Raw genomic sequence first — 17,443 nt, forward strand, 5'->3', positions numbered from 1 at the left:
AATTTTAGATTGTTGGAAAAAAATCAACCCCCCCCCTAATTTGATATTTTCGTGAGACAACTATTTAAAAATTACGCGTTTTTGTGTCTGTTCTCATTCCCAATGTGGGGACAAGAATTCCAAATTTCGGGGGAGGTACGCCAAACAAATGGGCAAAATATTGCCTTTGCCAATCTTGTTCTATTACACGCTTCGGACAGTAGTTTTGTAACAGGAACTGCTTCGGATGAAAACGGATTCTTTGCTTTTAACAATATCGCCCCCAACGCCTATTTTTTACAGGCCAGTTATATTGGCAATTCTTCCCCTTTTCGGCGCATAGAGCTGACCTCAAATACAAGCTTGGAAACAATTTTTTTGGACAATGAGATTCAAGAGTTACACGAGGTGGTCGTCGTTTCCAATAAGCCCACGGTTGTAAAAAAGGTCGATCGTTTGGTGTTTAACATAGAAAACACAGCGCTTTCAGAATCCGATATTTGGGAGGTTCTTAAAAACACCCCGAGTGTATTTGTGATGAACGAAAAGATTACCGTTAAGGGAGAAAGCGGGGTGCAGATTTATATCAATGACAAAAGGGTACAGCTTCCCCAAAGCGATGTGTTACAGCTTTTAAGCGGTACGGGGGCTAGCGCAGTACAAGCGATAGAGGTAATTAGCGCCCCACCGGCAAAGTACGATGCCGAAGGTGGGGCTATTATCAATATTAAAATGAAGAAAAATCTGGTCTCAGGGTATAATGGAGCCGTATTTAACCGCTATGAACAAGGGGTTTTTCCGCAACAAATGCTGGGAACCAACCATTATTTTAAGGGAAAAAAGCTGGAAACTTCCTTCAATTATAGCTTTGGCCAGGAAAAGTTTTTAACCCGCTATACCGATGTCACTTATTTTATGGACCAAGGAAATGTACGGGAAACATGGACCTCCTATTTAGAGTCCATTGATAAGCGCAAGAAACATACCGCCAGCGTATTTTTGGATTATCCCTTGGATGACAACAATACGCTGGCTTTTTCTTCCATCGCTTCGCTAAGGCCTTTAGGAAATGCCAGGGATTTTTCCGATACTAGGATCCAAGAGCAAGACACGCCTAATGGCAGCGGATTTTACACCAATATCGATTCCGAATCCGAAGGGGTCAACACGGCTTTTTATCTAGATTATATACGAAAGCTGAACCCAGAAGGGGCGCGGCTAAGCTTTAATTCCCATCTTACTTATTATCAATACGAGAGAGAGCAGTTGTTATCAACCGATTTCTATGATAACAATAGGCGTGTTGCCAATGAGAACGACTTTTCTACGACCAATGATCAGCAGACTAATTTATATAGCCTACAAACAGATTACCAATCGCCCATAGGGGAAAAAAGCACCTTGGAAACCGGTCTAAAATATGCCCTTATTAATTCCGAAAGCCGTATTGACCAGGTGGGATTCGACCGAGATCAACCCGGAATAGATCCTACCGAGAAGGGTGTTTTTCTATACGACGAACATATATGGGCAGCCTACGCCAGCTTTCAAACCCAAGGCGAAAAATGGTCCCTTAAAAGTGGTCTAAGGGCAGAATACACCGAGACAACGAGCAATTTTAGTCAGTTGAACAAAAAGGTAAAAAAGGATTATTTAGAATTGTTTCCTAGCCTTTATTTGCGGTTTGCACCGCACGATAATCACCAGTGGGGGTTGAGTGTAAAAAGGAGTATTGCCAGACCTAGCTACGATAAGGTAAATCCGTTTCAGGTCTTTCAGTCCAATAATTCTGTGGTAGAGGGAAATATGGACTTGCAGCCTTCGTTTAAACATTCGGCGATTTTCTCCTATACCTATCAGAGCGATTATACCTTTGAATTGTTTTATCGCTATCACACCAATATTATAAGGTTGCTTACTTTTCAGGACAATGAGTACGAATTGCTGAGATTTAGGACCAGCAACGTAGATAGGGAATTGGCTTACGGCTCAGATTTTATCTATAATAAAGGAGTGGCAAAATTCTGGGACACCTATTTTTTGGCTTCCTATTTTTATAGTGCCGAGCGGTTTGTAGATCTGGATTCACAGCAGAAAATAGATCAAGGCCTATGGACGCTTTTGGTAAAGTGGAACAATAATTTTTCCTTGCTCAAGGATAAGTCCCTCAGCGGCAATATTAATTTTATGTACGTGTCTCCCATTATCAGGGGAAATTCTAGACAGGAGAAGTATAACGAATGGGAGATATCTCTTAAAAAGACCGTTTTTGGGAAAAGAGGTATCTTAAGTATGGGTCTTACAGATGTATTTAAGCAATTTAATCTACGGAATACCCGTAAGTATGGCAACCAGTATAATACGTCTGTATACCGACCAGATGGGCGAATTTTCTCCCTGGGATTCCGTTATAAATTTGGGAATCTTGGTATAAAAGATAACTACCGCTCCAAGAATGTAGAGGAACGAAACCGACTGTGATATACTAGAGAAAACGGTTACAACAAAGGCTCCAGAGCCTAGAACACTATATAAGGAAGGACTTAAAGGCCACCATGTATAGTTCCCACAACTTCTTTTATTCAAAAGAAACATAGCTGTCCTTGGCAGCGGTCAGGCCAACCTTGCACAATACAAATGCCGTAAAGACCAATAAACCGAGGGGATAGTACCAAGTGTCGGCAAGGCTGAACAGGGCGCCAAAAACCGGCGGGCCACAGGCAGCAATGATATAGCCAACGGTTTGGGACATGCCCGAAAGTTCTGCCGATTCCGAGGTTTGCCTTGTCCTTAGGACCATAAACATCATCGCTAGGGTAAAGGCCAAGCCAAGGGCTATCCCGATACTTATTACCGATGGGATAATAAAGGTAGTTTTTCCAAGGATTATGCCGGCTAGGCCAAAAAGCAGTAATCCGAAAGTAACCCATACCAAAGGTCGCTGGTTTTTCATCCGCGCCGCTAAAATGGGACCGACAAGCATAATGGGCAATTGGGCCATTTGAATAAAGGAAAGCATCCAACCAGAACGATCGGCAGACATGCCCCAACTTTGCAATATGGTAGGCAGCCATGCGGCAAAACAGTAGAACAACAGGGATTGCAAGCCCATAAAAACAGCTATATTCCATGCCAATCCCGATTTCCAAAGAGAGGAGTTCGATTTCTGTTTAGGTTGCGATCCTACTGCCGAGGCTTTTCGGGCCTGTGGGAACCAGATAAGAAAGCCTAACAAGGCCAAAAAGCCCCATATACCAATAGAGCCTCGCCATCCAAAACCACTGAGTTCGCCAATTTGTATGCTAAATCCGGCCGCTAGGGCCGAAGTGAAATTCATAGATACCAAATACACCCCCGTGACAATACCCACCTTGGAAGGAAACTGTTTTTTGATAAATGCCGGCATTAATACATTGCCTACCGTAATGGCCGCCCCAATTAAGGCGGCTCCGAAAAATAATAAGAATACATTGCCAAAAGACCGTATGAATAAGCCAAAGGCCAAAACCAATAAGGAGTACAAGAGTAATTTTTCCAATCCTATTTTGCGGCCGAGTTTTGGTGCAAAAACAGATAAAAAGGCAAAGGACATTAAAGGGATGGCCGTAAGAAGACCGACAAGCGCCGGCCTTAGATGAAGATGGTCGGAAAGTTCGGCGATAACCGGACCTACCGACGTAATAGGAGCGCGCAAATTAGCGGCTATAAATACAATCCCAAGAACAATTAAAACAAGCTCAAAATTTATTTTTCCATGGGCCTTGCCGGCCACCGAAATCCTAGCTTTTCCCTTCATCAATAGATACCTTATTTGGAAGGGGCCAAGGTATCGCTTATTTAGCTATAAATAGGCTATAAAAAGGTTAAGGCTTCCTTAACAAAAAACCTTGGTGTATAGGTGATTAGGAAGGTATTACGCTCCTTCTTGAAATCAGCGGCCTACAACCGAGAAATGAATGGCCATCAGTAGCATCCTCGGTTGCAATAAGTAGCCTAAAAAGCCTTTAAATAACCACAACAACACCTAATGGACAGTAAAATCCGTTTTGTTGGGCGAAGGAATACCTGATATTAATAATTTTTGGGCCTCTGGTATAGAAAAGCAAAAAGGTAAGGGGCAGTGGTGATTTTTTTGGAAGCTGATGACCCTAAATTCATTATAGATAATTAATTTTAACGCGAAAAATATTATAGAGATAATACTTAGGATAAATAAACGTCTAATTCTTAAATAAATCTTAAATTTGTTAGGATTGCCAACTTAAAACCGAACTTGCTTTTGCCAAAAAATACGCTAACTCTAATTCTCTTATGGCTTAGTCCCCTTACTGTCTTCGGTCAGCTTTACAAGGTGTCTGGGAAGGTACAAAACGAGCAAAGTGAGCCCGTTCCTTTTGCCAATGTGTACCTTCAAAAGGTTTCAGATTCTATGTTGGTCAGCGGCACCTCTGCCGATCAGAACGGAGATTTTATACTACAAAATATTCCCCCCAACACCTATTTTGTAAGTGTTAGTTATGTTTATGAAAAATCCGATTTTTTGCCCTTAGAGGTCAATGAAGATGTTAGTATAGGCCCGCTTATTATAGGGGACCAAACCCAATATTTAAACGAGGTGGTTTTAAAAGCCCCTAGCGTAAAACGACTTTCAGATCGTTTGGTGTTTCAGGTAGAAAACACCAATTTATCGCAATCCTCTGCCTTTTCTATCCTTTCAAAAACTCCGGGAGTAATCGTCATAGGGGATAAAATTACTATTAAAAATTCCCCCACACTTATCTATATTAACGGTAAGAGGGTGTATTTATCCAATACGGAACTAAAGGATCTTTTGGAAAATTATGCTGGGGAAAATATAAATTCTATAGAAGTAATAACCAATCCTTCTGCCAAGTACGATGCCGAAGGGGGGGCCATATTAAATATCGTAGCCTCTAAAAATCTATCCATTGGGTATAAGGGAGAAGTGGGGAGCAATATTACAAAGGCTACCTATTCCAAATATGAGTTTAACACCAGTCATTATTACAAAAATGAAGTCGTTAATGCCTTTGCAAGCTATAGCTACAACCCTAAAAAAAACTATAAAAAAGACGAGAGTTACATCAATTTTTTTGAAGGTGAGCTGTTCGATTTTAGAAGGGAAACCAATTTTAACAGCACTTCAAAATCCTATGCCCATAACTTTAACGCCATAGTAGACTTTAAACTGGACGATAACAATCAGCTAAGTTTGGCCGCCAACGTATTGAACTCTCCAAATAAGGAAAACTACAATACGGCTACGGACCGCGATCTAGATCAACAGGGCTTGCTGCAGTCTTATTTTAATTCGTTTAACATTTTAAAAAATGACAATAGCAATGTGTCCCTAAATGTGGATTATGGACTTAAATTGGGCGAAAATGGCGGGGATTTAAAAGTGATTTCTAATTATATAGACTTTAGGGATCATCAGTTTCAAGAGCTTACTACCGATTATTACGATGAGGACGGTACCTTAATAGATCAGAATAATTTTAATGTTTGGAACAAGCAAAATTATAGGATAGGGACTGGCCAAGTCGATTATTCTGTGGCCCTGGGCAATAATCAAATCGAGCTCGGAAGCAAGTATGCCGATATCAAAAGCAGAAGTAGTGTGCGCTATGAGGGAACATCCATGCCAGACGACATAGCGGACGATATCTTTAGTTACGACGAAAATATTTATGCCGCTTATGCCAATATCGGTAATGAGTGGGACCAATGGAGCCTGGTTTTTGGACTAAGAGGAGAATATATCCAAATAAAGGCCAAGTCTATTTCTTTGGGAAACCTACATAAAGACAATTATTTTAAGCTTTTCCCAACCATGAACCTACAGTATGGCTTGGGAACCGATCATATATTTGGAATTAGCTATAAGAAGGCTATTGAAAGACCGCGCTACCAAAACTTGAACCCTTTTCGGTATTTTTTAAACGAAAGTCAGTATACTTCCGGGAACCCAACCCTAAAGCCGTCTATAGAAAACAAGATTACCCTAGAGTATACCTATAACGATAAGTATATATTTTCGTTCTATTATGAGCATATCAAAAAGCATTTAGAAGAGTTGATTTTACAGGACAATATCAATAAAATACTCAATTCATCGGATTATAATATAGAGGGAAGTTGTCAATATAGTACCGATTTTATCTTCTTCGATTATATAAAGCAGTGGTGGTATATGAGTTCTTATATGTCTGGTTTTTATTTGGAAAACAGCTATTTATCCCAAGGGAATACAGGAGTAGTCCAAAAAAACAATACCCTAGGGTTTTTGGGGCAGTTTTATAACCAATTTACGCTTTCTAAAGACCAAAGCTTTACGGCGGATCTTTCCCTGATGTATTTATCGGACTATATCATGGGGAGGCATAAATTTAAAAATCAATTTACGGCAGACCTTAGTATTAGGAAATCGTTCTATAAGAAAAGGCTTTATATCAAACTCGAGTTTCAGGATATTTTTAACACCACCAACATTCCTGTTTTTACCAGAAACGGCAATCAGGACAACGGGTTTTTCTCCATGCCCGAAAGTCGCAGTGTTTCATTAGGGGTCCGCTATAAATTTGGAAATTATAGGTTGGTAGACAACCATAGAGACATTACCCCAGAAGAGTTAGAGCGCCTAAAAGAGAAATCCAAACTATAATTATTTCATAATCTTGGAGTCAAATCTGATTTCTATTGATATTCAATTGTTTAATTTTCATTAATTTTGCACTCCACAAATTAAAGAAACAACAATTTGCCAAAGATAGGAGACATACAGTTACCAGATTTCCCTTTGTTGCTCGCTCCCATGGAGGATGTCAGCGACCCACCTTTCCGTGCGCTTTGTAAGGAACAGGGTGCAGATGTGGTATTTACCGAATTTATTTCTTCGGAAGGACTTATTCGCGATGCGGCGAAAAGCGTGATGAAGTTGGATATTTATGAAAAGGAACGCCCGGTAGGGATCCAGATTTTTGGGGCCAATTTAGATTCCATGCTACAATCCATTGAAATTGTAGAAAAATCTAATCCCGATATTATTGATATTAATTTTGGTTGCCCGGTAAAAAAGGTGGTCAGTAAAGGTGCCGGAGCAGGGATATTGAAGGATATAGACCTTATGGTATCGCTTACCGAAGCCATGGTAAAACACACCAAATTGCCCATTACCGTAAAGACCCGTTTGGGCTGGGACAACGATAGTATAAAAATAGTGGAAGTAGCAGAACGTTTGCAAGATGTTGGTTGTAAGGCCATTTCTATCCATGGGCGTACCAGGGTGCAAATGTATAAGGGCGATGCCGATTGGGCCCCTATTGCTGCAGTAAAAAACAATCCACGTATGCATATTCCCGTCTTTGGTAATGGTGATGTTGATACACCGGAGAAAGCCATGTTAATGCGCGACGAGTACGGTTTGGACGGAGCCATGATAGGACGTGCCAGTATTGGTTATCCCTGGTTCTTTAAAGAAGTAAAACATTACTTTAAAACCGGTACCCACGCGGCGCCTCCAACCATGGAAGAACGCGTAGAGGCCGCACGTCGCCATTTGCAAATGGCCATCGATTGGAAAGGAGAACAACTAGGGGTTTTTGAAACCCGTAGACATTACACCAATTACTTTAAAGGGATTCCTAATTTTAAGGAATGTAGAATGAAAATGGTCACCAGTGATCGTTCCGAAGATGTTTTTGCGGCATTTGACGAAGTATTGGAAAAATTTGGGGACTACGAATTCAGTCCGGTGGCCCATTAAAGAACACAGAAAACCAATAACAACAATACACCTTATTTTAGGTGAAGTATCCGAGAGTGATCGCTCTCCTTTGAAAGCTATAAAAAAACATTATAAAAGGGCTTTTTCGAATAGAAAAGGCCCTTTTTCTGTCACTGACATCTTTTGAAGAAAACACATCCCCTAAACATATCATTTATAAAAATACTGCTGCCTACCTATAAGCAACAATTCGTTTAAGAGCTTCCTTCTTTTTACTTATTGTAAGTCCCAAAGCCACCTCAATTTTCTTTCAAAACCCCTTGATGCAAGGGGCTTCTTAAAGGTATAGTTTTAGCTTCCAAGCCAATTACAACATCCTAGCCATTTTTTGTGAATTTCTTAAATAAAACTTAAAACCTTAGGGGTTTAGCCTTTTATAAATGAGTGTAACTCTTTATATTTGTGGCCTTTCAGCAGAAAAACTAAACAAGAAGAAACTTACTAAAATCAGAGACTTTAGCTATATAAATTTTTATAAAAGAACTAAAGCTGGCACAATATTGAATTATGGAAACAGGATCAATTCCATATTTTAAATCCTGAGTAAAAATGCGATACAGAATCATATGCAAGGAATAATCACCGGTGAGGTGAAAAAAATATCCCGAAAAGAAGATAGGTTCACAGGGTAAAGACCATTCGAGATTTAAACCGGATGCCAGGGTGGGCCTTTTGCTTTTTAGAAAAAAAATGATGGTTGTTGTACAAAAACACAGCCTGTCTATAAACGATTAACCTAATTATTAGCCATTATCATTAAATGAAATGAGCATAACCAAAAACTAGTCACAAAGACAAATGGCAATATGCGAATTACATACCTGTACTGAGCGCAGCCGAAGTATGACTTTTAAAAATCAATAAATATCTATATATGAAAAGGAAAATTCTTCCCCTATTATTTTTTGCCATGTCGCTCGGTTTGATGGCACAAGAACATGAAACTACGGTCCTCCAGCCTGAAGCGGTTGAAAGGGTAGAAACGCAATCTCCAATGAAACAACATGCCATAGGTGTTAGCGCAGGATCTGGTTTAGGGCTTAGCTATTCTTACAAATTTAACGAAAGCATTTCCCTTACGGCACGTTACAACTACTTGGCATTTGAGGTAGAAGACTATGAGCAAAGTATAGACGGTCAGGATCTATTGTTCGATGTAGACGTTGATTTTAAGAACATCGATGTGCTAGTAAATTATCACCCGTTTAAAAATGCCTTCAAGATTGTAGGTGGATTGGGATACTTTACGGACAGCGAATTTAAGGTTTCCACTTCCTTTAAAGAAAGCATCATTATTGGAGAAGTAGAATTTACCCCAGAAGATATAGGCTTTATCAGTATTGACTCTGCTTGGGAACAAGTATCTCCTTTTGTAGCCTTAGGTTTCGGAAGGGCAGTACCAAATAGCAGAATAGGTTTTAGCATAGAGGCAGGCACCTATTATGCCCGTTCTCCAAAAGTAGGATTAGATGCTACCGGGATTATAGAAAACACAAAAAACCAAGAAGCATTATTGCAAGATAGTTTTTCCGAGCTAAGGTTTATTCCTCAGTTTTCCTTTAAAATTTCCTATTCCATATAACAACACCATAAAATAATAAAAATGAAAAACATAGGTAAAATAAGTTGTATTTTACTCGTATTTGCCCTTATGGCTTGCGATACCGATAAACTTTTGAGTTTAAAAGACGATTTTAAGATAGCCGTTACTCCAGATGCAGTAGGAGATAAAAAGGAACTCCATATTGTAAATGCCCTGAATTCGGAAACGACGGTGAACGATGTAAAATTAACCATAGAGGGCGAATATGCCTCAGAGATATTTACTTCGGACGGATTATCGGCCCTTAAGCTAGATGAAGGCCGTATCGTTATCGGATTAAGACATGGTATTACAGCTACTGAAGAAGATCCTATCGTAGTTCTTGCAAAAATATCAGCGGAAGGCTATTTGGACAAAACTGTCGAAATTGTTTTCGATGGTACCGAGGTAGAATCGCTAAGTATTCCGGTATTGGAAGTAGCCAACTTACCGTCCACGATAAAAGTAAAAAAGGAAAGCGCAGTCCTTGCTGCCAATAAAACTGCCGAAACAATTGCCGTAACAATAGCTTCTGCAGATGAAGAGGAAGCCCTAGCTAGTATTGCTATAGAGGAAGGAAGTTCCTTTGTAGACCAGGACGGTGCAGTGGTAAGCGGTAGCGATATTGCTCTTAACGTACAGTCTTTTGAGTTGGGTACCGGTGCTGGGAACGAGGATACCGGCTTTAGCGCTATCAACGAAATAGAAGAGATCAGCATCCCTGGTGATAATGTATTAGAGCCTTTTTCCGTAATCGATATCAATCCTACGGTCAATGGTAAAACAGTGAATTTATCAGAGGCCAACCTGGCTAGTATGTCTGTTTCTGTTCCAGATGATGGTGAAGAATACGAGGTGTATTTAAAAACACCTGGGAACGATACCCCAGAACAAATCACTATTACCGAAGCAGGTACAGGTGCTAAAACGGCCTCTGCAGCGCGTTTTGGTTTTAGAAGATATAGTTTCTCATGGAGATGGTGGGGTCGGTATTATATTGTAAAGAGAATAAGAAGCCCTTATTGCGCATCTTACCCAAGATTTAATGTGGTTAATAATGGTCCGGCTACGCAGTATTACCTCAGTATTAAAAATGCGCAAGGGAATACGGTTAGCTCTAAACTTACCACTCTATTTTCCGGTCAGACTAAAACCTTGGCCTTTGATAGTCGTCTAGTAAAAAATAGAAACTATACCTTAAACGTCACGGCCAATACCATCGATGGTAAAAAGGAGTTGACAGCGCAAAGGATCAGTTGTGGGCAGCAGTCTACAGTAGACGTATCCGTGCCGAATGCCAAGACGGAAAATTTCGATATCGAATTCAGTATCACTTGTAGCAAGGCGACCGTTACGCTAAACAATACCGTTATTTATTTCAAAAAGGCCACGGGAAAAAATTTCTTGCCATTTGGAGTGGTTAAAAACGGTGTTTTGGGTAAAACGCCTAAACTAGAGGATAATACCGAGTACGTGTTCTCTTTTGTATACCAACAAAAACGCCAAACGAATCCTATAAAAGGAAGCAAGGTTCGCGATATCATCGATTCGTATGATGTCAATGAAATTTGCGCCAAAATAGAGGACGAAATGTAATTTTTTGGTCCTAGCCCATTTAGAGGCTAGCATTTTTATACCAAAAGGGTTGTCTTTAAAGGCAGCCCTTTTTTTGTTGCTGGGGATGATTGTAGGGATTGGGATCATTTTTATTTGGGCGTTCCCCTATCGGGTCGCTCTTTCCGCTATATCTTTTTTAAACGGCCCAAAGCCCTTTAAAAAAGGATGCCGCTGCAAAAGCTAACGCAACAATCAATGAACAATAAACAATAGGACCGCAAGGCAAATGCATCGATTTGAATTTGGGGTAAGGGGGCGTTTGGCGCGTTGGCCTTGGCTGCAATGAGTTTTTTAAAAAGAAAAAAAACATCGAGAAAATGAAACACTAATGATCACGGGAATAAACTTTTATTTGTTTAGTGTGTAGTAAAAAAGTCACATTGGCTGGTTGTTCCCCGAGTTGTTGGGAGAGGTGGTGCTTATTAAATTGTTACATTTAATAATCGCTACATCTTTACATTAAACAGTCCTTATTGTATCAATTTTTTATTGATACGGCTGCTAGCAATGATAGAAGCGATAATTCCCAAAACGATGATAGTGGCCAAAACAATGCCCACGTTCACGAGTCTGTATTCTACCGGGTAGGCTAGGGAAGGGGTTATTTTTAGCCATGAGAAGGCCAATTGGGACCAGATTAATAGGGAGCCGGTGAACACTCCTATGAGTCCGCCAATACTTGTAACCAAAATACCTTGTAAAAAATAAATTCTACGCAGTTCTCGTATGGTGGTTCCTAAATTATAAAGGGTCTTGGAGTTTTGTTGTTTGTCCAATATCATCATAATAATGGCACCAACTACGTTAAAGAGGGCAATGATAAGGACTAGGGTAAAAATAAGATAGGTGGCTAAATTCTCCGTATTCAACATACGGTGAAGGGTACTATTGAGTTCTTTGCGATCTTTTACTTGGACGGTATTGTCAAAAACGGCGGCAATGGCCGTTCTTAGGGCGGGAATATCGGCCGTTTTCCTCACCTTGAAGTTGATACCCGATATTTGGGTGCTATCTTTCTCTAATAAGGCCTGTACCAAAGGCAAATCGGCAAAGAGATACTTTTTGTCCAGATCTTCTTCTATCTGGTAAATTCCGCTAATGACCAAGCTCAGCTCGTTGTAGGGCTTGCTTTTTAGGGCTTGTTGAGACAGGGAGCCTCTCCCCGGTTTTGGGGCCAGTACCACCAAGGGGCTGCTAAAATTGTTTATACTAAGCCCCAAAAGGTTGGCTATTCCTTGCCCAGACACGGCCTGGAGGCTGTTTAAGGACCAATCGCCATAAAAGTAGGCATTACTGTCCAATGGGACGGTATGTACATACTGGGCGTCTATTCCTTTAATATAGGCGATATGACTTTTTTGGTCATGGGTCAGGTATACCTTTTCTTCCAATTCTTTGGAAAAGGACAATACGTCGCCTAATTGTTGCAGTTGCTGTATCTGACCTTCCGAAATATTAAAAAACTTTCCGGTGGTCGGTAATGCCTTTAGGTCCGGATCGACCGTATTGGTGTAGGAAAGGCTAAAAGTCTTTAGTCCCGCAAAACCAGAGAGTACAATAAAAAGGGCGGCAGAACCAATAACGATCACCAAAAAGGTGATGAAATTAATGATGTTTACCGCATTTTGACTACTCTTGGACCGCAAATACCGCTTGGCGATGTACAGGGGAAAATTCAACCTTATGCTTTTTTCCTTTTCTCCAATAAATCAGGGTTCTTAACGGGATTATCTTCTCCTTTTAAGGATTTTTCAATACCATCGATATAGTCCAAAGAATCGTCTAAATAGAATAATAACTGAGGTACCCTGCGCAATTGGTTCTTGGTGCGTTGGGCCAATTCGTGCTTTATCAATGGCTGATTAGATTTAATGCCTTCCAATAATTCCTTGCCCTTGTCGGCAGGAAAAATACTCACATAAATCTTCGCAATGGATAAATCCGTGGTCACCGACACCTTAGATACGGAAATAAGCGTCCCTTTTAACCCACCATCTGTAGCGGCACGTTGCAAGATATCAACGATATCCTTTTGTATAACTCCGCCTATTTTTTTCTGTCGTTGTGTTTCCATGGGACAAAAATACGCACAATATGTTTATTTTAGTGTTTTAGTTGATAGATACTAATACAAATTGGCAAAAAATGAACAAAATAGAGCATGTGGGAATAGCGGTAAAGGATTTGGAGGCGTCTAATCTATTGTTCAAAAAGCTGTTGGGGGTAGCGCACTACAAGACCGAAGAGGTAGCCTCCGAAGGCGTTAAGACTTCCTTCTTTAAGTCGGGCCCCAATAAAATAGAATTGTTGGAAGCTACGGATGCCAATAGCCCGATAGCCAAGTTTATCGACAAAAAGGGAGAGGGCGTGCACCATATCGCCTTTGAGGTCGATGATATAGAAGCAGAAATAAAACGATTGGGCGAAGAAGGCTTCATCGTTTTAAACAATACGCCAAAATTAGGGGCCGATAATAAACTGGTGGCATTTTTGCACCCCAAGAGCACTAATGGGGTTTTAATAGAACTGTGTCAGGAAGTTAAGGGCACCGAAGAAACCAAATAAAGGGCCTAGAAAATAGCGGAACAAAAAAAAATGATGAATTTGGTCTTTTTTTTTGCAGTCTTGAGAAATAAACTGTAATATTGCATCCGCAATTCGCGGGTCCTATAGCTCAGTTGGTTAGAGCACCTGACTCATAATCAGGTGGTCCCTGGTTCGAGCCCAGGTGGGACCACTAGTAAAATCAAGCCTTCCCAGATGGGAGGGCTTTTTTTTTGGTAGTGGGTACAACATAGGTACAACATTTTTCTTCTTTTTTAAATTCTTCCAGAATTCTTAAGTTTTAGCCCGATTACACAGCATTCCATCAAAAATCGGTAGCTATTGGTCTATGCAAAATATTGTGCATTCTCACTTATCAAATACCAACACATGATAACTGCGTGTTGCGTAATTAGTACCCATTTCTAAAAATTGCTAGTAATCTCTCAAAAGTTATAGGTTTTAATTGTTAAAATTTTCTTGAGTTTCATACGCAGGTATTTCCTTTTCTAATTTGAAAAAAACATAAATCAAATATCATGGAAGAAAACGAAAACATAGTAGGGCTGTTATCCGATATTAAAGGGTTACTGGCGCACACTAAACAAGTTATGAACGTAGATGATCTAGTGGCGTATACTGGACTCTCTAAAAGTAAAATCTACAAACTGACCCATCTAAAGTTGATCCCCATGGGCAACAATCCCCATATCCGTCAGAAATTTTTTGACAAGGATACCATCGATGCTTGGTTGTTGGGAAATCCTGATCTATCGGACGAGACTTTGGAGCACCAGTTCAATACGGCCTTGTTAAAGAACAGGAAATAATTGAACCCTATGGTTACAGAAAAATCGGATAGAAATTTTAAAGGAATCTGGATACCGAAAGCGATATACTTGAATTCGGAGGCAAACTGGTATGCAAAGATCTTGTTCCTGGAGATACACAGCTTCACGGAAAATGGGTTGGAATGTTATATGTCCAACAAGCACATCGCTTCCTTTCTGCATATTTCCGAACGGCAGGTTACCAGGTACATATCCGAACTAAAGACTTTGGGCTGGATAGAAGAAACGGCCTTTAACGGAAGAAGGAGATATCTAAAAAGTTTGTTGCGTTTCAATGTTAAAACTGGCGAGCCTGACAGGACAAAAGTGTCGGGGCAGCCTGGAAGTTTCTGTCGTGGCAGCAGCGACAAAAGTGTCCAACATAATAAACCAGTTAAAAAACAAAGAACAAAACAATTTACCTTTTTAAAAGAAGAAAATAAAAATAGAGGTTCAATCTTAGAATAAATGTTATGGAAAAGGGATGGTTTGATCAATTTTCGGAATGGGGACCAGAGCGAAAACGGCTATGCGACCTAGTGCTCTTTGAAAAAATTTTTTTTAAATCGGCCCAAGAATTTTACGCCAAGCTTGGGCTCGATTTCGAGGTGGACGGTTCCAATAAGAACTTTTTAGGGCATTTCTGCAAATATTGGAACTATGACCCCCAATTCGAAATTTTGGAGAACATATCACTTAAAAAAGGGTTGTTAGTTTTTGGTTCCAACGGAACGGGCAAGACAACGAGTTTTCAGATCATCCAGAACATGTCCAAACAATACAGGAAACCAGAACTGTGGTTTCCCATCATCGGGGCACAAGAGGTGGTTGCAAAATATAATGCGGCAAGGAACAAGGACGAAGTAATAGCATATTATTCCAAGGGGACTTTTTTCTTCGATGACCTGGGAACTGAAACGGTGGGAAACAATGTGTACCAGTACGGAAAGGAAGACATATTCGTCCGGATCCTTTTAAACCGTTATCGGAATTTTGAAAGTTTGGGGACAAAGACCCATATAACGACCAATTTGAGTTTTGCCCAGATAGAAAACCGGTACGGAAAACAGATCTCAGATCGGTTTATCAGAATGTTCAATCAGTTAAAGTTGGAAGGCCTTAGCCGAAGAAAATAGCTGGTGAAAGAAAATAGCATTCAATTGGTGCAATGGTTTGGTTCCAAGAAAGGTATTCCAGCACAGGTTGAAAGAAAGGAATGGAATAGCAAGAGGGTAACGCGCTAAAGCGGCGTTACGATGATATTTTACTCCGTAAAGCCTTTGTTTATAGGAGTTAGGAGTTTTTTTGGTATTTGGATAGAATCGGGGAATTGGGTCAAACCCCTTGTTAGCCCCCTAAAACATTGAAAAAATTTGACACAAAAGTAAAATTTCAGCGTGGATGATTTTCTTACGATACGGTTTAGACGAAATACCGCCCAGCAGCGGTTCAAACGCTTTTCTAAGAAAATTAGCAGTACCTACACAGATTCCAAGGAGACGGTTTTAAATTCTTTTGAATGGCATGGTTGCTTGCCGTCGGAAAAATTTAAAAAAGTGTGGGCAAGGAAATCTTCAAAATTTCGAAAAGTTTAAAATAAAGATGAAAAAAGGATTACATAGAATTAACCCTATTGGGTAATTCCGACAATCAAATCCAGTCCCTACGTTAGTTAACCCGCAATATTCACCAAGAGTTTTTTCTTCAAGGAATTTGAGGATAAATTTAGCATTCCCTGGATTAAGGTAATTTTCCTGGATAGTTTTCCAGCTGTTAGATGAACCTTCTGTATATTTTAGTGCAGATATGACTATTTTTAGTCCTGATATTGCTGAAGTTTCCCGATAAGGCATAGGTATCCCAAGACTGATAAACAGTGAGATGAGTAACTTTTAGCCAGAGAGCAATTCCTGGAATAGATGCTGGTACACAAAGGCTCTGGAGAGCCGGTAATAAATTCTTCTTTTGGTTATTTTAATGGTAGCACCTATTTTCAGAAGGTGAGTCCTAATGCTGCTGATCTGCCATTTTTTGGCTTCTTTATAAGAAGTATTTTTGATGTTTGTCTTCAAGATCAAAAACAACTCATAAGCAAGACTACTTATAAGCAACCGGAAGAAATTTGCCCAGAAACCGTGATTGGATAGCCGATCAGAAAAGCACATGTTCTTTACTTCTTTGATGCGATTCTCGCTGGCTTCCCCTCGCTTTACATAAAAGCCAAAATAAATTTCCCGAGCCTCTTGGGCTTCCAGATTGCTAACGATATGTCTGGTGTTCATGCCAAGGCCAGTACTTTCTATTTTGGAATAACACTGCTGAGATTTGTGCCAACTCCCGGCTTTATAATCAAAGTTTATAAAGTGTTGGTGTTTTTTGCCCTTGGACTGGTAAAGAAGTTTTACCGCCCGCTCCACCCTTGCAGCCCTTCTTTTGAGCACCTCATTACTGGCAAGTCCTATGGCGTAATATAAATTGTAATCATCTGCCAATTTATAAAAGGGTGCTGAAGAGAATCCGCTATCAGCCCGAATGGTAATCTTCATCTGGGGATAAACTTTTCGGATTTTCGAAATTACCCTTCTTAATATGCCAACATACCACTTATTAGAATGACTGTTCCCGGGACGAAGTATCGGCACGATTATTTGACCGGTATCTCCATCGTGGAAAAAGAGTTCATTATACATAAACTTCCCATAGTAGCCATTGAACATGGATAGCTGCTGTTTACCATGGGTGGGATCATCGGTGCCATCGATATCTATAATGATACTGCTGCGTCCTGTTAAACTCGATACGTACCGATCAATCCAGCCATAACATAAGGCGAAAATGGAGCGCTTATCCAAACTGTTTTCAAAACGAGAGATGGTGGGTTGAGAAGCCAAGTCCCCATCCAGAATATCTTTATACAAAGGATCGTGTTGCAGGTGAAAAACATCATTAGCATCCTCATATCCCTGCATCAGCATAAATACGCGTTGCTTTAAAAGTTTCTCTATCGTATGGGTGACTAAGATGGGATTGCGACTATCTGGAATAAATTTACTGAAATACCTGATTAACTTGTGTTCCCGCTCT

The 17,443-nt window shown here is 40.2% G+C and carries 14 protein-coding genes, 1 tRNA gene and 1 pseudogene; 12 read left to right on the forward strand and 4 right to left on the reverse strand.

Annotation, left to right across the window (positions count from 1 at the left end):
• Positions 1–81 precede the first annotated feature (81 nt).
• Positions 82–2,460: an outer membrane beta-barrel family protein gene (locus tag BUA16_RS15760; RefSeq protein ID WP_178338903.1), complete on the forward strand. Its 2,379-nt coding sequence runs from the start codon at positions 82–84 to the stop codon at positions 2,458–2,460.
• A 97-nt stretch (positions 2,461–2,557) separates the two neighbouring features.
• Here the strand turns inward: BUA16_RS15760 and BUA16_RS15765 are convergent, their stop codons facing one another.
• A complete protein-coding gene (locus BUA16_RS15765; RefSeq protein ID WP_072765708.1) occupies positions 2,558–3,775 on the reverse strand; it encodes a CynX/NimT family MFS transporter in 1,218 nt (405 codons plus the stop codon).
• A gap of 483 nt (positions 3,776–4,258) precedes the next feature.
• Between BUA16_RS15765 and BUA16_RS15770 the strand changes: the two genes are divergently transcribed.
• The 4 genes from BUA16_RS15770 to BUA16_RS15785 all read left to right on the forward strand — a co-directional run bounded on the left by BUA16_RS15770 (position 4,259) and on the right by BUA16_RS15785 (position 10,964).
• Positions 4,259–6,664 (forward strand): outer membrane beta-barrel family protein, encoded by a 2,406-nt coding sequence (locus tag BUA16_RS15770; RefSeq protein WP_072765722.1) that lies wholly within the window; start codon positions 4,259–4,261, stop codon positions 6,662–6,664.
• 96 nt (positions 6,665–6,760) lie between these two features.
• Positions 6,761–7,765, forward strand: a complete 1,005-nt coding sequence (gene dusB / locus BUA16_RS15775) for a tRNA dihydrouridine synthase DusB (protein WP_072765709.1) — start codon at positions 6,761–6,763, stop codon at positions 7,763–7,765.
• An 895-nt stretch (positions 7,766–8,660) separates the two neighbouring features.
• The gene (locus tag BUA16_RS15780) at positions 8,661–9,368 is read left to right on the forward strand and encodes a porin family protein (protein WP_072765710.1); all 708 of its coding nucleotides are present in this window, start codon (positions 8,661–8,663) and stop codon (positions 9,366–9,368) included.
• Between the two features lie 21 nt (positions 9,369–9,389).
• On the forward strand, positions 9,390–10,964 hold the full coding sequence (locus BUA16_RS15785) for a hypothetical protein (RefSeq protein WP_072765711.1): 1,575 nt from the start codon (positions 9,390–9,392) through the stop codon (positions 10,962–10,964).
• 491 nt (positions 10,965–11,455) lie between these two features.
• Here BUA16_RS15785 and BUA16_RS15795 read toward each other — a convergent pair whose 3' ends face one another.
• Complete coding sequence (locus BUA16_RS15795; protein WP_072765713.1) at positions 11,456–12,664, reverse strand: ABC transporter permease; 1,209 nt, start codon at positions 12,662–12,664, stop codon at positions 11,456–11,458.
• 2 nt (positions 12,665–12,666) lie between these two features.
• Entirely contained in the window at positions 12,667–13,059 is a 393-nt protein-coding gene (rbfA, locus tag BUA16_RS15800) for a 30S ribosome-binding factor RbfA (protein WP_072765714.1), read from the reverse strand.
• A gap of 71 nt (positions 13,060–13,130) precedes the next feature.
• Between rbfA and mce the strand changes: the two genes are divergently transcribed.
• The 7 genes and pseudogenes from mce to BUA16_RS19230 all read left to right on the forward strand — a co-directional run bounded on the left by mce (position 13,131) and on the right by BUA16_RS19230 (position 15,954).
• Positions 13,131–13,550, forward strand: coding sequence for a methylmalonyl-CoA epimerase (gene mce, locus BUA16_RS15805; RefSeq protein WP_072765715.1), 420 nt, complete (start codon positions 13,131–13,133; stop codon positions 13,548–13,550).
• Positions 13,551–13,648: 98 nt separating this feature from the next.
• Positions 13,649–13,722, forward strand: a tRNA-Ile gene (locus BUA16_RS15810).
• Between the two features lie 346 nt (positions 13,723–14,068).
• Positions 14,069–14,359, forward strand: coding sequence for a helix-turn-helix transcriptional regulator (locus tag BUA16_RS15815; protein WP_072765716.1), 291 nt, complete (start codon positions 14,069–14,071; stop codon positions 14,357–14,359).
• 9 nt (positions 14,360–14,368) lie between these two features.
• Positions 14,369–14,587: pseudogene (locus BUA16_RS19225) on the forward strand (helix-turn-helix domain-containing protein); the annotation flags it as partial.
• Positions 14,588–14,827, forward strand: a complete 240-nt coding sequence (locus BUA16_RS18995) for a hypothetical protein (protein ID WP_245795580.1) — start codon at positions 14,588–14,590, stop codon at positions 14,825–14,827.
• A 5-nt stretch (positions 14,828–14,832) separates the two neighbouring features.
• Positions 14,833–15,495 (forward strand): P-loop NTPase family protein, encoded by a 663-nt coding sequence (locus BUA16_RS15825; protein WP_072765718.1) that lies wholly within the window; start codon positions 14,833–14,835, stop codon positions 15,493–15,495.
• A 261-nt stretch (positions 15,496–15,756) separates the two neighbouring features.
• Positions 15,757–15,954 carry a BfmA/BtgA family mobilization protein gene (locus BUA16_RS19230; RefSeq protein WP_394333082.1) on the forward strand — a complete coding sequence of 66 codons (198 nt, stop codon included), beginning with the start codon at positions 15,757–15,759 and terminating at the stop codon, positions 15,952–15,954.
• Positions 15,955–16,251: 297 nt separating this feature from the next.
• Here BUA16_RS19230 and BUA16_RS15835 read toward each other — a convergent pair.
• On the reverse strand, positions 16,252–17,443 hold a 1,192-nt coding region (locus BUA16_RS15835; RefSeq protein ID WP_143150539.1), incomplete at its 5' end, for an IS1380 family transposase.

This window comes from Arenibacter nanhaiticus (assembly GCF_900141935.1).
Taxonomy (GTDB): domain Bacteria; phylum Bacteroidota; class Bacteroidia; order Flavobacteriales; family Flavobacteriaceae; genus Arenibacter; species Arenibacter nanhaiticus.